The organism is Haemophilus parainfluenzae, assembly GCF_036288925.1.
Classification (GTDB): Bacteria; Pseudomonadota; Gammaproteobacteria; order Enterobacterales; family Pasteurellaceae; genus Haemophilus_D.
On record NZ_CP127167.1, the window covers coordinates 1 to 16,995 of the forward strand.

General features: G+C 40.0%; 19 protein-coding genes. 8 read left to right on the forward strand and 11 right to left on the reverse strand.

Annotated features, from left to right (window positions below; translation table 11 throughout):
• Genes dnaA through recF form a run of 3 tightly spaced genes read left to right on the forward strand, consistent with a single transcriptional unit; the run spans position 1 to position 3,567 of the window.
• Positions 1–1,368, forward strand: coding sequence for a chromosomal replication initiator protein DnaA (dnaA, locus tag QQS40_RS00005; RefSeq protein ID WP_128787010.1), 1,368 nt, complete (start codon positions 1–3; stop codon positions 1,366–1,368).
• 10 nt (positions 1,369–1,378) lie between these two features.
• Positions 1,379–2,479 (forward strand): DNA polymerase III subunit beta, encoded by a 1,101-nt coding sequence (gene dnaN, locus QQS40_RS00010; protein ID WP_014064018.1) that lies wholly within the window; start codon positions 1,379–1,381, stop codon positions 2,477–2,479.
• Positions 2,480–2,484: 5 nt separating this feature from the next.
• Entirely contained in the window at positions 2,485–3,567 is a 1,083-nt protein-coding gene (recF, locus tag QQS40_RS00015; protein ID WP_070590556.1) for a DNA replication/repair protein RecF, read from the forward strand.
• Positions 3,568–3,630: 63 nt separating this feature from the next.
• On the opposite strand, the gene nagA is transcribed toward recF, so the two are convergent.
• The 6 genes from nagA to QQS40_RS00045 form a co-directional block, all read right to left on the reverse strand.
• A complete protein-coding gene (gene nagA / locus QQS40_RS00020; RefSeq protein ID WP_289901509.1) occupies positions 3,631–4,776 on the reverse strand; it encodes an N-acetylglucosamine-6-phosphate deacetylase in 1,146 nt (381 codons plus the stop codon).
• Between the two features lie 36 nt (positions 4,777–4,812).
• Positions 4,813–5,616, reverse strand: coding sequence for a glucosamine-6-phosphate deaminase (gene nagB / locus QQS40_RS00025; protein WP_197546925.1), 804 nt, complete (start codon positions 5,614–5,616; stop codon positions 4,813–4,815).
• A 90-nt stretch (positions 5,617–5,706) separates the two neighbouring features.
• Positions 5,707–6,585, reverse strand: coding sequence for an N-acetylneuraminate lyase (gene nanA / locus QQS40_RS00030; protein ID WP_049367080.1), 879 nt, complete (start codon positions 6,583–6,585; stop codon positions 5,707–5,709).
• A gap of 9 nt (positions 6,586–6,594) precedes the next feature.
• The gene (locus QQS40_RS00035; protein ID WP_289901416.1) at positions 6,595–7,461 is read right to left on the reverse strand and encodes a MurR/RpiR family transcriptional regulator; all 867 of its coding nucleotides are present in this window, start codon (positions 7,459–7,461) and stop codon (positions 6,595–6,597) included.
• Positions 7,454–8,392 carry an N-acetylmannosamine kinase gene (locus QQS40_RS00040; RefSeq protein WP_289901417.1) on the reverse strand — a complete coding sequence of 313 codons (939 nt, stop codon included), beginning with the start codon at positions 8,390–8,392 and terminating at the stop codon, positions 7,454–7,456. Before QQS40_RS00040 ends, QQS40_RS00035 begins: the two co-directional genes overlap by 8 nt.
• 11 nt (positions 8,393–8,403) lie before the next feature.
• On the reverse strand, positions 8,404–9,093 hold the full coding sequence (locus QQS40_RS00045; protein ID WP_070590546.1) for an N-acetylmannosamine-6-phosphate 2-epimerase: 690 nt from the start codon (positions 9,091–9,093) through the stop codon (positions 8,404–8,406).
• Between the two features lie 215 nt (positions 9,094–9,308).
• Between QQS40_RS00045 and nagE the strand changes: the two genes are divergently transcribed.
• A complete protein-coding gene (gene nagE, locus QQS40_RS00050; RefSeq protein ID WP_289901418.1) occupies positions 9,309–10,775 on the forward strand; it encodes an N-acetylglucosamine-specific PTS transporter subunit IIBC in 1,467 nt (488 codons plus the stop codon).
• A 509-nt stretch (positions 10,776–11,284) separates the two neighbouring features.
• Here the strand turns inward: nagE and crp are convergent.
• The 5 genes from crp to coaBC all read right to left on the reverse strand — a co-directional run bounded on the left by crp (position 11,285) and on the right by coaBC (position 14,598).
• Complete coding sequence (gene crp / locus QQS40_RS00055; protein ID WP_049357048.1) at positions 11,285–11,953, reverse strand: cAMP-activated global transcriptional regulator CRP; 669 nt, start codon at positions 11,951–11,953, stop codon at positions 11,285–11,287.
• 16 nt (positions 11,954–11,969) lie between these two features.
• Positions 11,970–12,188, reverse strand: coding sequence for a YheU family protein (locus QQS40_RS00060; protein WP_005695554.1), 219 nt, complete (start codon positions 12,186–12,188; stop codon positions 11,970–11,972).
• A 21-nt stretch (positions 12,189–12,209) separates the two neighbouring features.
• Entirely contained in the window at positions 12,210–12,863 is a 654-nt protein-coding gene (slmA, locus tag QQS40_RS00065; protein WP_049357050.1) for a nucleoid occlusion factor SlmA, read from the reverse strand.
• 3 nt (positions 12,864–12,866) lie between these two features.
• Complete coding sequence (gene dut, locus QQS40_RS00070; protein WP_049357052.1) at positions 12,867–13,322, reverse strand: dUTP diphosphatase; 456 nt, start codon at positions 13,320–13,322, stop codon at positions 12,867–12,869.
• A 73-nt stretch (positions 13,323–13,395) separates the two neighbouring features.
• On the reverse strand, positions 13,396–14,598 hold the full coding sequence (gene coaBC / locus QQS40_RS00075; protein ID WP_049357053.1) for a bifunctional phosphopantothenoylcysteine decarboxylase/phosphopantothenate--cysteine ligase CoaBC: 1,203 nt from the start codon (positions 14,596–14,598) through the stop codon (positions 13,396–13,398).
• A gap of 201 nt (positions 14,599–14,799) precedes the next feature.
• Between coaBC and radC the strand changes: the two genes are divergently transcribed.
• The 4 genes from radC (at position 14,800) to mutM (ending at position 16,989) form a co-directional block, all read left to right on the forward strand.
• Positions 14,800–15,465, forward strand: coding sequence for a RadC family protein (gene radC, locus QQS40_RS00080; RefSeq protein WP_049357054.1), 666 nt, complete (start codon positions 14,800–14,802; stop codon positions 15,463–15,465).
• 217 nt (positions 15,466–15,682) lie between these two features.
• On the forward strand, positions 15,683–15,919 hold the full coding sequence (rpmB, locus tag QQS40_RS00085; RefSeq protein ID WP_005599762.1) for a 50S ribosomal protein L28: 237 nt from the start codon (positions 15,683–15,685) through the stop codon (positions 15,917–15,919).
• Positions 15,920–15,930: 11 nt separating this feature from the next.
• Entirely contained in the window at positions 15,931–16,101 is a 171-nt protein-coding gene (rpmG, locus tag QQS40_RS00090) for a 50S ribosomal protein L33 (protein ID WP_005613503.1), read from the forward strand.
• A 72-nt stretch (positions 16,102–16,173) separates the two neighbouring features.
• A complete protein-coding gene (gene mutM, locus QQS40_RS00095) occupies positions 16,174–16,989 on the forward strand; it encodes a DNA-formamidopyrimidine glycosylase (RefSeq protein WP_049357079.1) in 816 nt (271 codons plus the stop codon).
• The last annotated feature ends 6 nt before the right edge of the window (positions 16,990–16,995 follow it).

Sequence of the window (16,995 nt, forward strand, 5' to 3'; positions counted from 1 at the left end):
GTGAGCCTTTCCACCCTATGGCAAGATTGCTTATCACAGCTACAAGATCAAGTTTCTCCGATGGATCTCAGCACTTGGTTACGCCCATTACAAGCGGATGTCATCTCACAAGATCAAGTGGTGTTATATGCGTCCAATATGTTTGTAAAAAGCTGGGTGGAAAATCATTACTTGGCTCAAATTCATCAAATTTGCCAAGCCCTTGCTAAAAATCCAAACCTACAAATTATCGTAAAAGAAGGGGTAAAACCAGCGCCAAAAGCAGTTGAATCAGCCCCGAGTCAAACAGCTAATCATCAAGAAAGTGCGGTGAGTTCTCAGCAAGAATCTGATTCACTAACTAAATTTGAATCACATCTAAATCGTAAACATGTATTTGATAACTTTGTTGAAGGTAAATCAAACCAACTCGCCCGTGCAGTAGGTCAAAAACTTGCCCTTGCACCTGGTGAACCAACAGCAAATCCATTCTTTTTATATGGGGGGACAGGTTTAGGTAAAACTCACTTATTACACGCCATCGGTAATGGTATTTTAGCGAATAAACCGAATGCCCGCGTGCTTTATATCCATGCGAATAATTTTATGCAGCACATGGTAAAAGCAATGCGTGATAATAAAATGGATCAATTCAAAAAATTCTATCGTTCTCTTGATGCCTTATTAGTGGATGATATTCAATTCTTTGCAGAGAAAGAAAAAACACAAGAAGAATTTTTCCATATTTTCAATAGCTTATTTGAAACCAGCCGTCAAATTATTTTGACCTCTGACCGCTATCCAAAAGAAATTGAGAAAATTGAAGAACGCCTAAAATCTCGTTTCGGCTGGGGTTTAACCACTGCGATTGAACCACCTGATTTAGAAACCCGTGTTGCGATTTTGCTGAAAAAAGCAGAAGAACATAATATGGCGCTGCCAGAAGAAGTGGCATTCTTTATTGCTCAACGTTTACGCACTAACGTTCGTGAATTAGAAGGTGCGTTAAACCGTGTGAAAGCGATGCAAGACTTCAAAGGTGGTCACATTGATATTGATTTTGTCCGTGACACATTAAAAGATATTCTCGCCTTACAAGAACGTTTAGTAACCATTGAAAACATTCAAAAAATCGTGGCAGAATACTATCGAATTAAAGTGGCGGATTTAAAATCAAAAAGCAGAGCGAGATCAGTCACTCGTCCACGCCAAGTTGCGATGGCATTAGCCAAAGAATTAACCAATAAAAGTTTACCCGAAATTGGACGAGCTTTTGAACGCGACCATACGACCGTCTTAAATGCCTGCCGTGAAGTGCCAAAATTCCGTGAAAAAGACAGCAGTATTCAAGAAGATTGGGCGAATTTAATTCGCACATTATCGGCATAAGGAGCCAATGATGCAATTTAGCATTTCAAGAGAAAACCTATTAAAACCCTTACAGCAAGTTTGTGGCGTATTGAGCAATCGTCCGAATATTCCTGTATTAAATAACGTGTTATTACAAATTGAAGATAACCGTTTAACGATTACAGGGACAGACCTTGAAGTTGAGCTTTCTAGCTATACTCAACTTTCGTCTTCAACCGCTGATGGCGCGTTCACTATTCCGGCTAAAAAATTCTTAGATATTTGCCGTACATTATCAGATGAATTTGAAATTACAGTTACCTTTGAAGAAGATCGCGCCATTGTAGAATCGGGTCGCAGTAAATTTAATCTCACTACGCTGCCCGCTGAAGAATATCCAAATCTAACGGATTGGCAATCTGAAGTGGATTTTGCCTTACCGCAAAGCACCTTACGTCGCTTAATTGAAGCCACCCAATTTTCAATGGCAAACCAGGATGCTCGCTATTTCTTAAACGGCATGAAATTTGAAACGGAAGGTAATTTATTACGTACTGTTGCAACTGACGGTCACCGTCTTGCCGTTTGTACGATCGAATTAGATCAAGATCTGCAAACTCATTCCGTTATTCTCCCTCGTAAAGGTGTATTAGAACTGAATCGCCTATTAGAAAGCAGTGATGAACTTGCTCGTTTGCAAATCGGCACGAATAATCTTCGTATTCACTTAAACCACATTGTGTTTACCTCAAAACTTATTGATGGCCGCTTCCCGGATTACCGTCGAGTATTACCACGTAATGCAACGCGTATCGTAGAAGGTAACTGGGAAACCTTAAAACAAGCCTTTGTACGGGCTTCTATCCTTTCAAATGAACGTGTACGTAGCGTGCGTTTAAACTTAAGTGAAAACCAACTTAAAATTACCGCATCTAACCCAGAACACGAAGTGGCAGAAGAAATCGTGGATGTGAATTATCAAGGTGAAGAAATGGAAGTGGGCTTTAATGTGACTTACATTTTGGATGTATTGAACGCCTTAAAATGCCAACAAGTACGTATTCGCCTCACGGATGCGTCATCAAGCTGCTTAATTGAAAACAGCGAAGATGCAAGCGCTGAATACGTCATTATGCCAATGCGCCTCTAAGAATAATGGCCATTTCTCGCTTAATTGTTGAAAAATTTAGAAATTTAAATGCCGTGGATCTTGAATTTGATCACGGCTTTAACTTTTTAGTCGGCAACAACGGCAGCGGAAAAACGAGCTTATTAGAAGCCATTTTTTATCTCGGGCATGGACGCTCTTTCAAAAGTGCGGTCGCAAATCGCATCATTTCTTACGACGAACCTCATTTCACGCTTTTTGGCCAAATTCAAGAAAGCCAACATCAATGGTCTGTTGGCTTACAAAAACTTCGTCAAGGTAATACCATCGCAAAAATAAACGGTGAAGACGGCAATAAAATTGCCGATCTCGCTCACCTTTTACCCATGCAATTAATTACGCCTGAAGGACTTACCTTATTAAATGGCGGCCCTAGTTTTCGACGTGCATTTTTAGATTGGGGCTTATTCCACCACCATAACAGTTTTCATTCCTCTTGGGTTGCATTAAACCGCTTATTAAAACAGCGAAATGCCGCATTAAGTCAAAATCAGCCTTATTCTGCGATTAAAATTTGGGATATTGAATTAGCCAAATTAGCCCACCAAGTGAGTGATTGGCGTGCTGAATATGCAGAAGCCTTACGTCCAGAAATTGAAAAAACCTGCCAGTTATTTTTACCTGAATTAGAAATTACTGTTAGCTTTCATCAAGGCTGGGAGAAAGCGACAGAATATGGTGAATTATTGGCGCAAAACTTTGAGCGAGACAAAGCCATTGGTTATACAGTTTCAGGCCCACAAAAAGCGGATTTCCGCTTTAAAGCCAATGGACTACCTGTAGAAGATGTGCTCTCTCGTGGTCAATTAAAATTATTGATGTGTGCGCTACGTTTAGCGCAAGGTGAACATTTAATGATTCAAAAACAGCGTCATTGCATCTTTTTAATTGATGACTTTGCCTCTGAGTTGGATCAACATAAACGCGCCCTGCTTGCGGAACGCTTGCAACAAAGTGGTTCTCAAGTTTTCGTAACCGCTATTACTCAAGGGCAACTCAAAGAGATGCAAGTGGGAAAAGGAAAATTGTTCCAAGTAGATACTGGTAAGATCGCCGAACTACAGTCATAAAAAATAATCCGATCTGTTTGAAGATCGGATTACGTTTAAAACAATACTATTTTTGACCGCACTTTAGTTTGGTTTCCACTCACCATTCAATACGGTACCAATCACGTCATAATCTTTTGTGAATACCGCCAAGTTTGCGACTTTTCCTGCTTCAACAGAGCCTAAACGATCATCTACGCCGATTGCTCTTGCTGGGTAAAGGTTACTCATGCGAATCGCTTCTGCTAATGGCATTTCTACATACTCTACAGCATTCTTAATAGATTCCATCATGGTAATTGATGCACCTGCAATCGTACCATTTGCATCATAGCAACGACCGTCTTTCACATAAATCGGTTTTCCTACAAAGGTGAAGGTTTCCAATTCAGGTGGTGCACCTGCAGCAGCAAGAGAATCAGTCACAATACAAAGCTTGTCACCTTTCGCTTTTTTATCTAAGCGAACGTTACCAAAATTCACATGCACACCATCTACAATAATGCCTGTGTAAACATCGGAATCTAGCACTGCACCAACTACGCCCATTGCACGTCCTGAACTGATCGGCGACATGGCATTGTGTAAGTGAGTCGCAAAAGTTGCCCCTTTATGAAAAGCGTCTTTCGCCACTTCATAAGTCGCATTAGAATGCCCAATAGACACAATAATGCCTGCTTTTACAAAATCCGGAATATATTGCACCGTTGGGTTTTCAGCGGCAATGGTAAGCTTGGTAATAACATCAGCATTATCACATAAGAAATCCTTCATCTCTGGCGTCGCTTCACGGATATATTCCGGGCGATGCACGCCTTTTTTCTCAAGACTTAAATAAGGGCCTTCGATGTGTAAACCAAGCGCTTGATTTTTATGCTTATTCAAATACTCACGCATAATGTTTACTGCCAGTTTGATATCTTCATCTGGTGCAGTAATAAACGTTGGTAAGAAACTGGTGCAGCCTGATTTCAAGTTAGTGGCTTGCATGATTTCTAATGTTTCCACGCTTGTTTGATCGTTAAACATCACGCCGCCACAGCCATTTAATTGCAAATCAATAAAGCCTGCTGTGAGATTATGCCCTTTTAAATCAATGGTTTTAATCCCACTTTCTAATTCGCTTTGTGGAATAACGGATTGAATATATTCCCCTTCAATAACCACCGCATAATCTCTTAACACCTCATTTTTGGTGTAGATTACGCTGTTAATTAACGCATACTTCATCATACCTTCCTAAAATCAAATTAAAATTAACCGCACTTATAATACACTATGAATCGCGCGACCTTCCAATTCGGTAAAATATTTCACTGTTTTCACTTTTAATTCTTGCAGAGCAGGCTCATCACATACCAAAACGAAATGACGATGAAGCTGTAAAGCACTCACTGTCCAAAGGTGATTAATACTACCCTCAACTGCAGCTTGTACAGCTAAGGCTTTATTATGACCCGTTGCTAAAATCATCACTTCTTCTGCATCAAGTAATGTACCCACGCCGATTGTTAAAGCATATTTGGGCACTTGATTTACATCGTTATTAAAGAAACGAGAATTAGCAATAATGGTATCAGGTGTTAAAGTTTTAATACGGGTACGCGAACTTAAAGAAGACGCAGGTTCGTTAAAGGCAATATGTCCATCAACACCTACGCCGCCCATAAATAAATGAATCTTGCCGTAAGATTTAATTTTTTCTTCATAACGACGACATTCTTCATCATGGTCATCGGTGTTACCATTCAAAATATTGATATTTTGCGGTTGAATATCAATATGGTTGAAGAAATTATTATGCATAAAACTGTGATAGCTTTCGGGATGTTCTTTTGGTAAACCCACATATTCATCCATATTAAAGGTCACCACATGTTTAAAACTCACTTCTCCTGCTTGATTTAATTTAATCAATTCTTGATAGGTCTTAAGTGGTGTACTGCCTGTTGGTAAACCTAATACAAAAGGACGTTCTGCGGTAGGTTTAAAATGATTAATTCGATCAGCAATATGACGCGCCGCCCAACGGCTGACTTGTTGTTCATTGTTCAGAGGAATGAGACGCATAATAACCTTCCTTATCAGTACCACACTGACATTCTTTCCGCCCCGCTATAGAAGGAAGAAAGAAGTAAGTGCGGTCACTTTTCCATTAATTTATAAATATTTTGCTTTTAACTCTTTCGCTTTCGCTAATTGCTCTGGTGTTGCTTTCGCTGTCATTGGCTCACGGCAATAACCTGCATCCACACCCTCTAGTTTCAATAACTCTTTGATAGTGAGATATAAGCCATTCGCTAAAATGCCCTCAATAAGATCATTGGTCACGTGTTGAACTTGAAGCGCATCAGCCAATTTACCTTGTTTGGTTAATTCAAAGATTTGTCTTGCACGGACACCGTTTACGTTGAATGTACTACCGATCGCACCATCTACACCTAGAGAGACTGCAGGTACCATCATTTCATCAAAACCAGCCCAAATTAAGTGATTTGGATAAGCTTTTTTCAAGCGTTCTAATAGATAGAAATCCCCAGCGGTAAATTTCACACCTAGCACTTTCGGGTTTTTATAAAGTTCGCCGAATTGCTCAATCCCCATATTCACGCCAGTTAAGAACGGAATTGAGTACACGATCATGTTATTGCCTGTTTCAGCAATGATCGTGTCATAGTAATGTTTGATTTCAGGGAAGCTAAATTTATAGTAGAACGGGGTTACTGCAGAAAGACTGTCATAGCCTAATTCCGTTGCATATTTACCTAATTCCACTGCTTCATGTAAGTTCACACTACCCACTTGTGCGATTAGCGCGACTTGGTCTTTTGCTTCATCTTTCGCGATACGGAAAATTTGTTTTTTCTCTTCCGTAGAAAGCATGAAGTTTTCACCTGTTGAACCGCCTACATATAAACCATCAATTTTCATCTTATCAATGTTATAGCGAATGATTTCACGCAAACCTTTTTCATTGATAGAGCCATCTTCATTGAATGATACTAATAACGCACTAAAAATACCTTTTAAGTTACGCATTTTTCTCTCCTATTTGATACGTTGTTCTAAAATGACATTTAATGTTTTTTGCTTTATTTTGACCGCACTTTCCTGCGATGCCTGTACTAATAAAGCGTAAATCAAATCTAATACGAATAATTGGGCAATCTTCGTGCCGATAGAATCGCCTTGCAACTTACCTTGCTTATTCCCATTCACTAAAACAAGATCAGCATATTCAGTGATGGGGGAACGCAAACTGTGCGTAATCGCAATGGTTTTGGCGCCATTTTCTTTCGCAATTTTCATGGTATGAGTGGTTTCTTGCGAATAACCGGAATGGCTCAAACCAATTGCGACATCCTTTTTCGTCAATAACGATGCCTGCATATACATAAAATGATTATTACCCGTCGCATCCACTTGCACACCGATACGCATCAGTTTATTTTTGGCATCTTCCGCAGTAATACCGGATGTACCCACACCAAATAAGAAAACACGATTCGCTTGTTGAATGGATTTTACTGCCTCTTCCAACTGCTCAAAATCCAACAAATTAATGGTTTCATCCATCACGTTATTGATGGCAGATTTCAGCTTATGCGCAATATTCAATGAGTTGTCAGAATCGGTAATATCGGAATCTAATACGGTGTTATCTTTGCCATCTTTTGTGGCTAGCTCGATGGATAATTCCAATTTAAAATCACTGAAACCTTTAAAGCCGAGAGTACGGCAAAAACGTACAAAGGTCGCCTCCCCCACTTCTAAATGGGCGGCAATTTCAGCTAAAGGCGCTTGCACCGCAAGATCGGGATTCAATAAAATCGCATCCGCAATTTTCTTTTCTGTTTTCGTTAAACTACGATATAACGAGCTGATGATATTTAAAATATTGCCGTTTTTAGCCATAAACCACTCCCGTATTTTTGGCTTGTAATAAGCAATCTTTTACCCAGTAAGCCGCGCCAATCAAGCCCGCATCTTGTCCAAATTGAGCACGTTCTAATTCACAATGATAAACAGCAGGAAGTTCACTTAATAAAGCTTGAACTAACGGTAAATAACCTTCTGCCAACCCTACGCTACCGCCAACCACGACTTTTTGCATGTCTAATCCAATCTTCAAATCCGCAATTAAATTCGCAATAGCTTGAGCTGAACGAGTCACAAGTGCGGTTGCTTTTTCATCATTTTGACGGAAACGCGCAAAAACTTCTTTAGGATCGCAAGGCTCATCCCATTGAGAAGAAACTGCTTCAATCGCGCGACCGGATGCAATAGCTTCAACACAACCGCGGCGGCCACAACCACAAACAGGGCCATTAGGATCGGCCAAAGTATGCCCTATATGCCCCGCAATGCCGTTTGGCTCAGTAAGTAAACGATGATTTAAAATTAAACCGCCCCCTACGCCTGTTGAAACCGTAATAAAGGCAAAGTTTTGAACATCATTAGGGTTTTGTAATTGATATTCTGCATAGGCTGCAGCTTGCACATCATTAAGCAAACCAATCGGTTTATCGGTATGTTGTGCAATACTGTCTTTTAATGGGAATTGAGCCAATCCACCCAAATTTTTAGGGTTAAGTGCGGTCAGAACGCCTTGATTAATAATGCCCGTTGAAGCAACGGCGACATAATCAAACTGCCCTTCATATTCTTTTAGTAACTGAGCAAGGATTTGATGCATGGCTTGAGCGGCATCATCCTGTGGCGTAGAAATCTGTTTTCGCTGCTGAATTTCACCATTTTTCACTATAGCAGAAGCGATTTTCGTGCCACCAATATCTAATGCCAAACAACGCTGTAATGTCTGACCACTATCCACTGTTAATGACATATCTTCTTCCTTTATTTTTTGGCTGAATGAATGGCTTCGGTGAACCAACTTACGATATGCTCTAAGCGAGTTAATGCAGAACCAACTGTCACACAATAAGCACCAATTTCAATGGCCGTTTTCGCCAACTCAGGGGTGTTATAACGTCCTTCCGCCATGACTCGACAGCCTGCCGCTTTCAAATCTTTAACTAATTGATAATCAGGCTCCTCTGGCACTGTACCACCTGTGTAGCCAGACATCGTACTGCCCACAATATCAAAACCCAGTTTTTGACAGTACAAGCCTTCTTCTAAATTCGAACAATCTGCCATGGCTAAACAGCCTAATTCGTGGATTTTTTTGACCGCACTTTCAATATCTACTGGTCTAGGACGATTTGTCCCATCCACGGCGATAATGTCTGCACCGGCTTTCGCTAAATCTTCAATATCATGCAAAAATGGGGTAATTCGCACTGGACTGTCAGGTAAATCTCGTTTCACAATACCAATAATCGGCACATTCACAGTAGGGCGTGTTGCTTTAAGATTTTCTATACCCTCTATACGTAATCCGGCAGCGCCACCAGCAACAGAAGCCTGTGCCATGGCCGCCACGATTTCTGGTTTATCCATCGGGCCATCATCAACTGGTTGACAAGACGCAATAAGACCAAATTTAATTTTATCTAAGACTTCATTATGTGATAATTTCGACATATAAACTCCTATTCTAAGCACGGATACCTGGTTTCCTTTTAGTTGAGTCTCATTATAGTAGATGTTACACCATAAAAAAATATTTTTTGAAGTATAATTTCAAAATTTGTGATCGGCTTCTCAAATTTGAGATAAAGTAACAACATCTATACAAAATATTTTTTTTTACTTTAGAATATGAAGTAATACTTCATTACTATAAATAGGAGAAAAAAATGAATGTGTTAGGTTATGCGCAAAAAATTGGGCAGGCCTTAATGGTACCTGTTGCGGTCTTACCAGCAGCGGCTGTACTGATGGGTATTGGTTATTGGCTTGACCCTGATGGCTGGGGCGCTAACAGTCAACTTGCTGCATTTTTAATTAAATCAGGTGGTGCTATCATCGATAACATGGGTCTGCTTTTTGCCGTTGGCGTTGCTTTCGGTTTATCTAAGGACAAACATGGTTCTGCTGCACTTTCAGGTTTAGTGGGTTACTATGTGGTAACCACTCTACTTTCACCTGGTAGTGTTGCTCAGCTACAACATATCGATGTAAGTGAAGTGCCCGCCGCTTTCGGGAAAATCAATAACCAATTTATTGGGATTTTGATCGGGGTGATTTCAGCTGAACTTTATAACCGCTTCTATCAAGTAGAATTGCCAAAAGCGCTTTCCTTCTTCAGCGGAAAACGCCTTGTGCCAATCGTCGTTTCTTTTGTCATGATGTTAATTAGCTTCGTACTGCTTTACATCTGGCCATATATTTTCGGCGGTTTAGTATCATTCGGTGAAAATATTAAAGATTTAGGCGCTGTTGGTGCAGGTCTTTACGGTTTCTTCAACCGTTTACTCATTCCTGTTGGCTTACACCATGCATTAAACTCGGTATTCTGGTTTGACGTGGCTGGCATCAATGACATTCCAAACTTCTTAGGTGGTGCGAAATCACTTGCTGAAGGCACTGCAACAGTTGGTGTAACCGGTATGTATCAAGCCGGTTTCTTCCCTGTTATGATGTTCGGTTTACCGGGTGCCGCATTAGCGATTTATCTCAGCGCTAAACCAAGCCAAAGAACAAAAGTGGCATCAATCATGCTTGCAGGGGCATTTGCCTCATTCTTTACTGGTATCACCGAGCCATTAGAATTCTCTTTCATGTTTGTTGCGCCAGTGCTTTACTTCATCCATGCAGTATTAACCGGTATTTCTGTCTTTATCGCCGCAACAATGCATTGGATCGCAGGCTTCGGTTTCAGTGCAGGTCTCGTGGATATGGTGCTTTCATCACGCAACCCGTTAGCCGTTGAATGGTATATGCTAATCGTACAAGGCTTAGTATTCTTCGTGATTTACTATGCAGTATTCCGTTTTGCAATTAAAGCGTTCAACTTAAAAACATTAGGTCGTGCAGAAGAAGCAGAAGAACCCCCTGCAGCACAACCAGCAGCAAGCCAATCTCGTGAAGAAAGAGCGGTCAAATTTATTGATGCTTTAGGTGGAGCTGATAACTTCAAAAATATTGATGCTTGTATCACTCGCTTACGTTTAAGCTTAGTGGACCAACACAAAATTAATGAAGAACAGCTTAAGTCTCTTGGTGCAAAAGGTATCGTGAAAATCGGTAACGATGGCTTACAAGTGGTTCTCGGCCCTGAAGCTGAACTTGTGGCAGAAGCCATGAAACAAAAAGTGAAATAACACACCAAATAAAATACCGTCTCAGAAATGGGTCGGTATTTTTTTGCGAAAAATAAAGTAAAAAATGACCGCACTTTAGCTGAGAATTTCTCGTTTAAAGTAAGTTAATGAATGTTTGAAAATTGAAGATTGTTTTGAAGGGTGGTGGAACTAAGCAGAATTGGTCTTAACAGCAAGTGGCTTACTGTATCGCATCCCTGCGGGATTTCTACCTAGCCCACCATAGATTTAAAGCATCTCTGGGGTTCCAGTCTGCGATATAAAATTAAAAGATTAAGAATCTTTTAAAAGAAGCCACTTATATATTCAGGAGACCAATCCTGACTTCCAAACAAACCACGTTGGAAGGTAGTATTATAATAGAAGTCTTCCGCTATTTTGTCAATTAAGATATTGCACTAAAAGAAGTATTTTTTCGCTTTTCGTATAAAAATTAACAAAGGCATTTCAACTATCACATCAATGTAACAAAAACAAAATAACCGTCTTATTAAAGACGGTTATTTTTTCTATCGAGTGCCATAAACCACAATGGTTTTGCCGTGCGCATGAATTAGATTTTGATCTTCCAGCATCTTAATTATTCGCCCTACGGTTTCACGAGAACAACCCACCATTTGACCGATTTCCTGGCGCGTGATTTTAATCTGCATACCATCCGGATGAGTCATGGCTTCAGGCTGTTTTGCTAGATGCATAAGCGCCTGAGCAATACGCCCTGCCACATCCAAAAAGGCCAAGTTAGTCACTTGTCGAGAGGTATTTTGCAAGCGTTTTGATAACTGAGAAGTAAGAAACATTAAAATCTCAGGATTAATTTGAATAAGCTGACGATATTTTTTATAGGAAATTTCCGCAATTTCACAAGGCGTTTTGGTTTTCACCCAAGCAGAACGTTTCGATCCCTCATCAAATAAACCTGCTTCACCAAAAAATTGCCCAGCCCCCAAATAAGATAAAATCATTTCTTTGCCTTCGTCATCTTTTGATGACACCATTACTGTTCCTTTAATTAAGAAATACAGAATATTGGCATCCTCCCCAGCATGAATTAAAGTCGACTTTGCTGGATATTTATGTAAATGGCAATGTGTTAGGAACCAATCAAGCGCAGGATCGCGTTGCTGCTCATCATCCTGAGGCTTTTGTTCTTCAAGTAATTCTACATCTTCTGACATATAAGCTCCTATTGATTCATTTTAGAAATTCCATTTTATCTTTGATATCAATGGATTCATGTAATTCTGACCAAACAATCACTGCACTTCCATTGTGAATTTTGTTTAGTAGGTGTTGTTTTTTTTGTTCTAAAGAAAATTCGTGTGAACCATAATCAGTCCCTTCTCTAAGCACCACACTTTCCACAATATTTTCTAAGGTTTCTGTTGGCAATTCTTGCCACGGAATAATCATATATTTATCAACTAAAGTCAATTAAGCAAAAAGCGGTTCAAGAAAACGCCATTGCTGTTCAAAACTTTGATTGGCGCCTAAACGGAAGTTTGTGCGGACATAACGCATAAACTGCCCTTCACAAAGCGTGACTAAATGCGCAGCAATGACTCGTTCATCAACATTAAAGCTACGACCTTCACGTAATTTTCGCATTTGTAGAATATTCACCAATTGCATTTCAAGACGATCGAAAAATTGCGCAACACGAGCCTGCAAAAGAGGCGCTTCAAACATCAAGGCATGCCCTGTCAAAATACGGGTTAAACCAGGATTTTTACGCGCAAAGTCGAGGATCATCTGCATAATATCACGCACTCGATTCATCGTATTGGTTTCATGACGAATTGATGTGGTGATACGGCTAAATAAATTCGCTTCAATATTATCGATCAACGCTTCAAACATTTTGGTTTTGCTTGGGAAATACCGGTAAAGTGCCGCTTCTGACACCCCTACTTCTTTCGCTAAACGTGCTGTTGTCATACGTTCCATTCCCCGTTCAGAATGCAGCATATGCGTCAGCACCGTCAACACTTGTTGCCGACGTTCTTTTACCGTGCGTTTTTCGATTTTTGGCGGTTTGATTTCCGCTGCTACCTCATCTACTTCTACGAGAGATAATTGTTCTACCATAGTTTATTTTTTACCTGAATGACCAAAACCGCCTTCACCACGCTCAGTTTCGGCAAATTCGCTGACAATATTGAATTCAGCTTGTACGACTGGCACAAAAACTAACTGTGCAATGCGGTCACCAACTTCAATTTTGAACGGTTCATGACCACGATTCCATACAGACACCATTAATGGGCCTTGATAATCTGAATCAATTAAGCCCACTAAGTTACCTAATACGATACCGTGTTTATGACCTAAACCTGAACGAGGCAGAATCACGGCTGCAAGGTTCGGATCGGCAATATAAATTGAAAGGCCTGTTGGGATAAGTTTAGTTTCGCCAGGTTGAATTTCAATGCCCTCTTCAAGCAATGCACGCAAATCCAAACCGGCTGAACCCTCAGTTGCATAAGTTGGTAAAGGAAATTCGTTGCCAATACGACTATCTAAAATTTTTACATCAATTTTTTTCATGCTTATTTATCCTTTAAAAGAAATCTGTCATACAAAAGTGCGGTCACAAAATCCAACGAATTTTGAAGGTATTTTATTTGTGATAATGCTCAACAATTTCGGTGACCAACACTTCTGCCAATTTATTTTTATCCGCTAACGGCAACGCTTTTTCGCCTGTTCCCCAAAAGATCTGCAAGGCATTTTGATCTTGTCCGAATACTTGCCCACCCGATACATCATTAGCACAAATCATATCTAAATTTTTGTGTTGAAGTTTGCTCTTCGCATATTCAGCGACATTTTGCGTTTCAGCTGCAAAGCCCACCACAAATGGACGATCTTTTTCTAAACTTGCCACACTCGCGATAATGTCTGGATTTTTCACCAATTTAAGAGAAAGCGCATCGTTATCATTGGTTTTCTTAATTTTTTGATCAGCGACTTCCGCCACTCGATAATCAGCCACAGCGGCACAGCCAATAAAGATGCGATTTTTGACCGCACTCTCAAGGGAGGCTTGCCACATTTCATGGGCGGTTGTCACATCAATACGATGAACGTTTTTCGGCGTAGCCAAATTAACAGGCCCTGCAATTAAGGTGACATTTGCCCCACGTTTTGCAAAGGCCTCGGCAATTGCAAAGCCCATTTTACCTGAGCTGTGATTAGAAATATAACGAACCGGATCGATAGCTTCACGCGTCGGACCAGCTGTAATCGTGACACTTAAATCAGCTAAATCTTGTTGAACCACAAAAAGTGATTGAAGCGATTCAAAGATTTCAGCGGGTTCTGACATTCTACCCGCTCCCACATCGCCACAAGCTTGAAAGCCACTATTTGGTCCAACAAAATGAATGCCTCGCGCAGAAAGGGCGGTCAAATTTTGTTGTGTTATCGCCTGACGGTACATCTGTTGATTCATGGCCGGTGCGAGCAAAATAGGCGCACCTGTCGCAAGACAAATCGTACTGAGTAAATCATTTGCCATGCCAACGGTTAAACGCGCAATAAAATCGGCACTAGCTGGCGCAATCACAATCGCATCAGCCCACTTGGCCAGCTCAATATGCCCCATGGCTAATTCAGCTTGAGGATCAAGTAAAGATTGAGAAACCGCATTACCTGAAATGGCTTGTAGCGTTAAAGGTGTGACAAATTCAGTGGCTGCAGGCGTTAAAGCCACTCGAACTTCTGCGTTAGATTTGCGTAATAAACGAATAAACTCAATGGTTTTATAGGCGGCAATGCCTCCTGTAATCCCGACAACAATACGCTTTCCGCTCAAGCTCATTTGCTACTCCGCTACGACTTAATAGAATGGATATGTTTTGTGTGTTAGTACTTAACAACTTAAGGTCGCCTATTTTACTTCAAATTTCGCCAATAAAAAATTTTATTTTTGCGATCGCTATATCAAAAACAAAACTGATTTCTCGCAAAGATTGAAAACATCCTGAAAATTGACCGCACTTTTTTCTTTTCATTAATTAATATGCAGACAAACTCTCCTTTAATGCCTCGTGAAAAATTGTTGAAATATGGCGTTGAAGCCCTTGAAGATCACGAATTACTCGCTATTTTCTTACGAACAGGAATTAAAGGCTGCCCTGTCATGGCATTATCACATAGCGTGCTGCAACATTTTGGATCCCTTCGAGCCTTATTAAGCGCAGATAAAGAAGCCTTTTGCAAAGTAAAAGGATTAGGCATTACACAATTTGTTCAACTGCAAGCTACCACCGAAATGACAAAGCGGTATCTGAAGCAAGAATTACTGATAGAGCATGTATTTAGTGACACATCTACAGTAAAGCTTTATCTTCAAGCGGAGCTTCACCACGAAGAACGTGAAATTTTTATGGTGTTATTTTTAGATAATCAACATCGTTTGATTAAAAAAGAGCGGTTATTTTTAGGCACAATTAATGTGACGAATGTTTATCCACGTGAAATTATCAAAGAAAGCCTTTACTGCAATGCGGCCGCCTTAATTTTGGCTCACAACCATCCTTCTGGCCTAGCAGAACCGAGCTATTCCGACAAACTGATTACACAAAAAATTATTGAAGCTGCCGAGTTAATGGATATTCGTATTTTGGATCATTTTATTGTCGGCAAAGGGACTTGTTATTCTTTTGCTGAACATAATCTGCTATAGTTTTAGGAAATTTGATGATTTTTTATCATTTATTTCTATTTAAAGACGGAAAAATCGCTTTTATACTTGAGAAATAAAAATAAAGTCAGTATAATTTGCGACCTTTAATATAGTAAGTGGGTCGGATACTGCGACCTGACGAGGAAGCAAGCTTAGTTTTAAGCTTCATTATCCGAACCATAAGCTCGAGCTTATATTTAAATTATTGGAGATTATTATGTCTAGAGTTTGTCAAGTAACAGGCAAGCGTCCAGCTGTGGGTAACAACCGCTCACACGCGTTGAATGCGACACGTCGTCGTTTTCTTCCAAACCTTCACACTCACCGTTTCTGGGTTGAAAGTGAAAACCGTTTCGTGACCTTACGTTTAACGGCGAAAGGTATGCGTATTATTGATAAAAAAGGCATTGATGCAGTGTTAGCTGAAATCCGTGCTCGTGGCGAAAAAATCTAAGGAGCTAAAACATGGCAGCTAAAGGCGCTCGTGAGAAAATCCGTTTAGTTTCTACTGCAGAGACCGGTCACTTCTACACAACTGATAAAAACAAACGTAATATGCCTGAAAAAATGGAAATCAAAAAATTTGATCCAGTAGTGCGTAAACACGTTATCTATAAAGAAGCAAAAATCAAATAATTTTGCTGATTTGAAAAAAGCCCGACATTGTTCGGGTTTTTTTATATCACAAATTCATTACCGAGATTATCTATGCCTGAACTACCTGAAGTCGAAACAGCCCTACGCGGTATCACTCCCTATTTAAAAGGTTTTACCATCGAAAAAATTGTAGTGCGCCAACCCCAATTACGTTGGGTTGTCTCTCCTGAATTAACCACGCTCAAAAACGTCAAAATTTTAGATACTTCTCGTCGTGCGAAATATCTCATTATTCATACAGAAAAAGGTTATATCATTGGTCATTTAGGCATGTCCGGCTCCGTTCGAATTGTGCCGCACGATAGCCCTATTGATAAACACGATCACCTTGATATAGTGATGAATAATGACAAATTACTGCGTTATAACGACCCGAGACGCTTCGGTGCATGGTTATGGACTGAAAGCTTAGATGACTTTCATCTTTTCCTAAAACTTGGTCCAGAACCGCTTTCAGATGAATTTAACGCCGAATACCTTTTTAAAAAATCACGCAAAAAATCGACCGCACTTAAAACCTTTTTAATGGATAATGCTGTCGTCGTGGGTGTAGGAAATATTTATGCTAATGAAACACTCTTTTTATGTGGTTTGCACCCCATGAAATTAGCCGAAAATCTTACGCGAAACCAATGCGTCTTAATCGTTGAAACAATTAAAAACGTATTAGCAAAAGCCATTACACAAGGTGGTACAACATTAAAAGATTTTTTACAGCCCGATGGTCGCCCTGGTTATTTTGCTCAGGAATTGTTAGTTTACGGAAACAAAGATAAGCCTTGTCCAAAATGTGGCACAAAGATTGAAAGTATGATTATTGGGCAACGCAATAGCTTTTATTGCCCTCATTGTCAGAAAAAGAAATAGCTGTAT

What these genes read in the sequence shown, in the direction of transcription:
- dnaN (WP_014064018.1), top strand. Translation starts at nt 1,379, where the DNA reads ATGCAATTTAGCATTTCAAGAGAAAACCTATTAAAACCCTTACAGCAA.
- recF (WP_070590556.1), top strand. Translation starts at nt 2,485, where the DNA reads ATGGCCATTTCTCGCTTAATTGTTGAAAAATTTAGAAATTTAAATGCC.
- nagA (WP_289901509.1), bottom strand. Translation starts at nt 4,776, where the DNA reads ATGAAGTATGCGTTAATTAACAGCGTAATCTACACCAAAAATGAGGTG.
- nagB (WP_197546925.1), bottom strand. Translation starts at nt 5,616, where the DNA reads ATGCGTCTCATTCCTCTGAACAATGAACAACAAGTCAGCCGTTGGGCG.
- nanA (WP_049367080.1), bottom strand. Translation starts at nt 6,585, where the DNA reads ATGCGTAACTTAAAAGGTATTTTTAGTGCGTTATTAGTATCATTCAAT.
- QQS40_RS00035 (WP_289901416.1), bottom strand. Translation starts at nt 7,461, where the DNA reads ATGGCTAAAAACGGCAATATTTTAAATATCATCAGCTCGTTATATCGT.
- QQS40_RS00040 (WP_289901417.1), bottom strand. Translation starts at nt 8,392, where the DNA reads ATGTCATTAACAGTGGATAGTGGTCAGACATTACAGCGTTGTTTGGCA.
- QQS40_RS00045 (WP_070590546.1), bottom strand. Translation starts at nt 9,093, where the DNA reads ATGTCGAAATTATCACATAATGAAGTCTTAGATAAAATTAAATTTGGT.
- nagE (WP_289901418.1), top strand. Translation starts at nt 9,309, where the DNA reads ATGAATGTGTTAGGTTATGCGCAAAAAATTGGGCAGGCCTTAATGGTA.
- crp (WP_049357048.1), bottom strand. Translation starts at nt 11,953, where the DNA reads ATGTCAGAAGATGTAGAATTACTTGAAGAACAAAAGCCTCAGGATGAT.
- QQS40_RS00060 (WP_005695554.1), bottom strand. Translation starts at nt 12,188, where the DNA reads ATGATTATTCCGTGGCAAGAATTGCCAACAGAAACCTTAGAAAATATT.
- slmA (WP_049357050.1), bottom strand. Translation starts at nt 12,863, where the DNA reads ATGGTAGAACAATTATCTCTCGTAGAAGTAGATGAGGTAGCAGCGGAA.
- dut (WP_049357052.1), bottom strand. Translation starts at nt 13,322, where the DNA reads ATGAAAAAAATTGATGTAAAAATTTTAGATAGTCGTATTGGCAACGAA.
- coaBC (WP_049357053.1), bottom strand. Translation starts at nt 14,598, where the DNA reads ATGAGCTTGAGCGGAAAGCGTATTGTTGTCGGGATTACAGGAGGCATT.
- radC (WP_049357054.1), top strand. Translation starts at nt 14,800, where the DNA reads ATGCAGACAAACTCTCCTTTAATGCCTCGTGAAAAATTGTTGAAATAT.
- rpmB (WP_005599762.1), top strand. Translation starts at nt 15,683, where the DNA reads ATGTCTAGAGTTTGTCAAGTAACAGGCAAGCGTCCAGCTGTGGGTAAC.
- rpmG (WP_005613503.1), top strand. Translation starts at nt 15,931, where the DNA reads ATGGCAGCTAAAGGCGCTCGTGAGAAAATCCGTTTAGTTTCTACTGCA.
- mutM (WP_049357079.1), top strand. Translation starts at nt 16,174, where the DNA reads ATGCCTGAACTACCTGAAGTCGAAACAGCCCTACGCGGTATCACTCCC.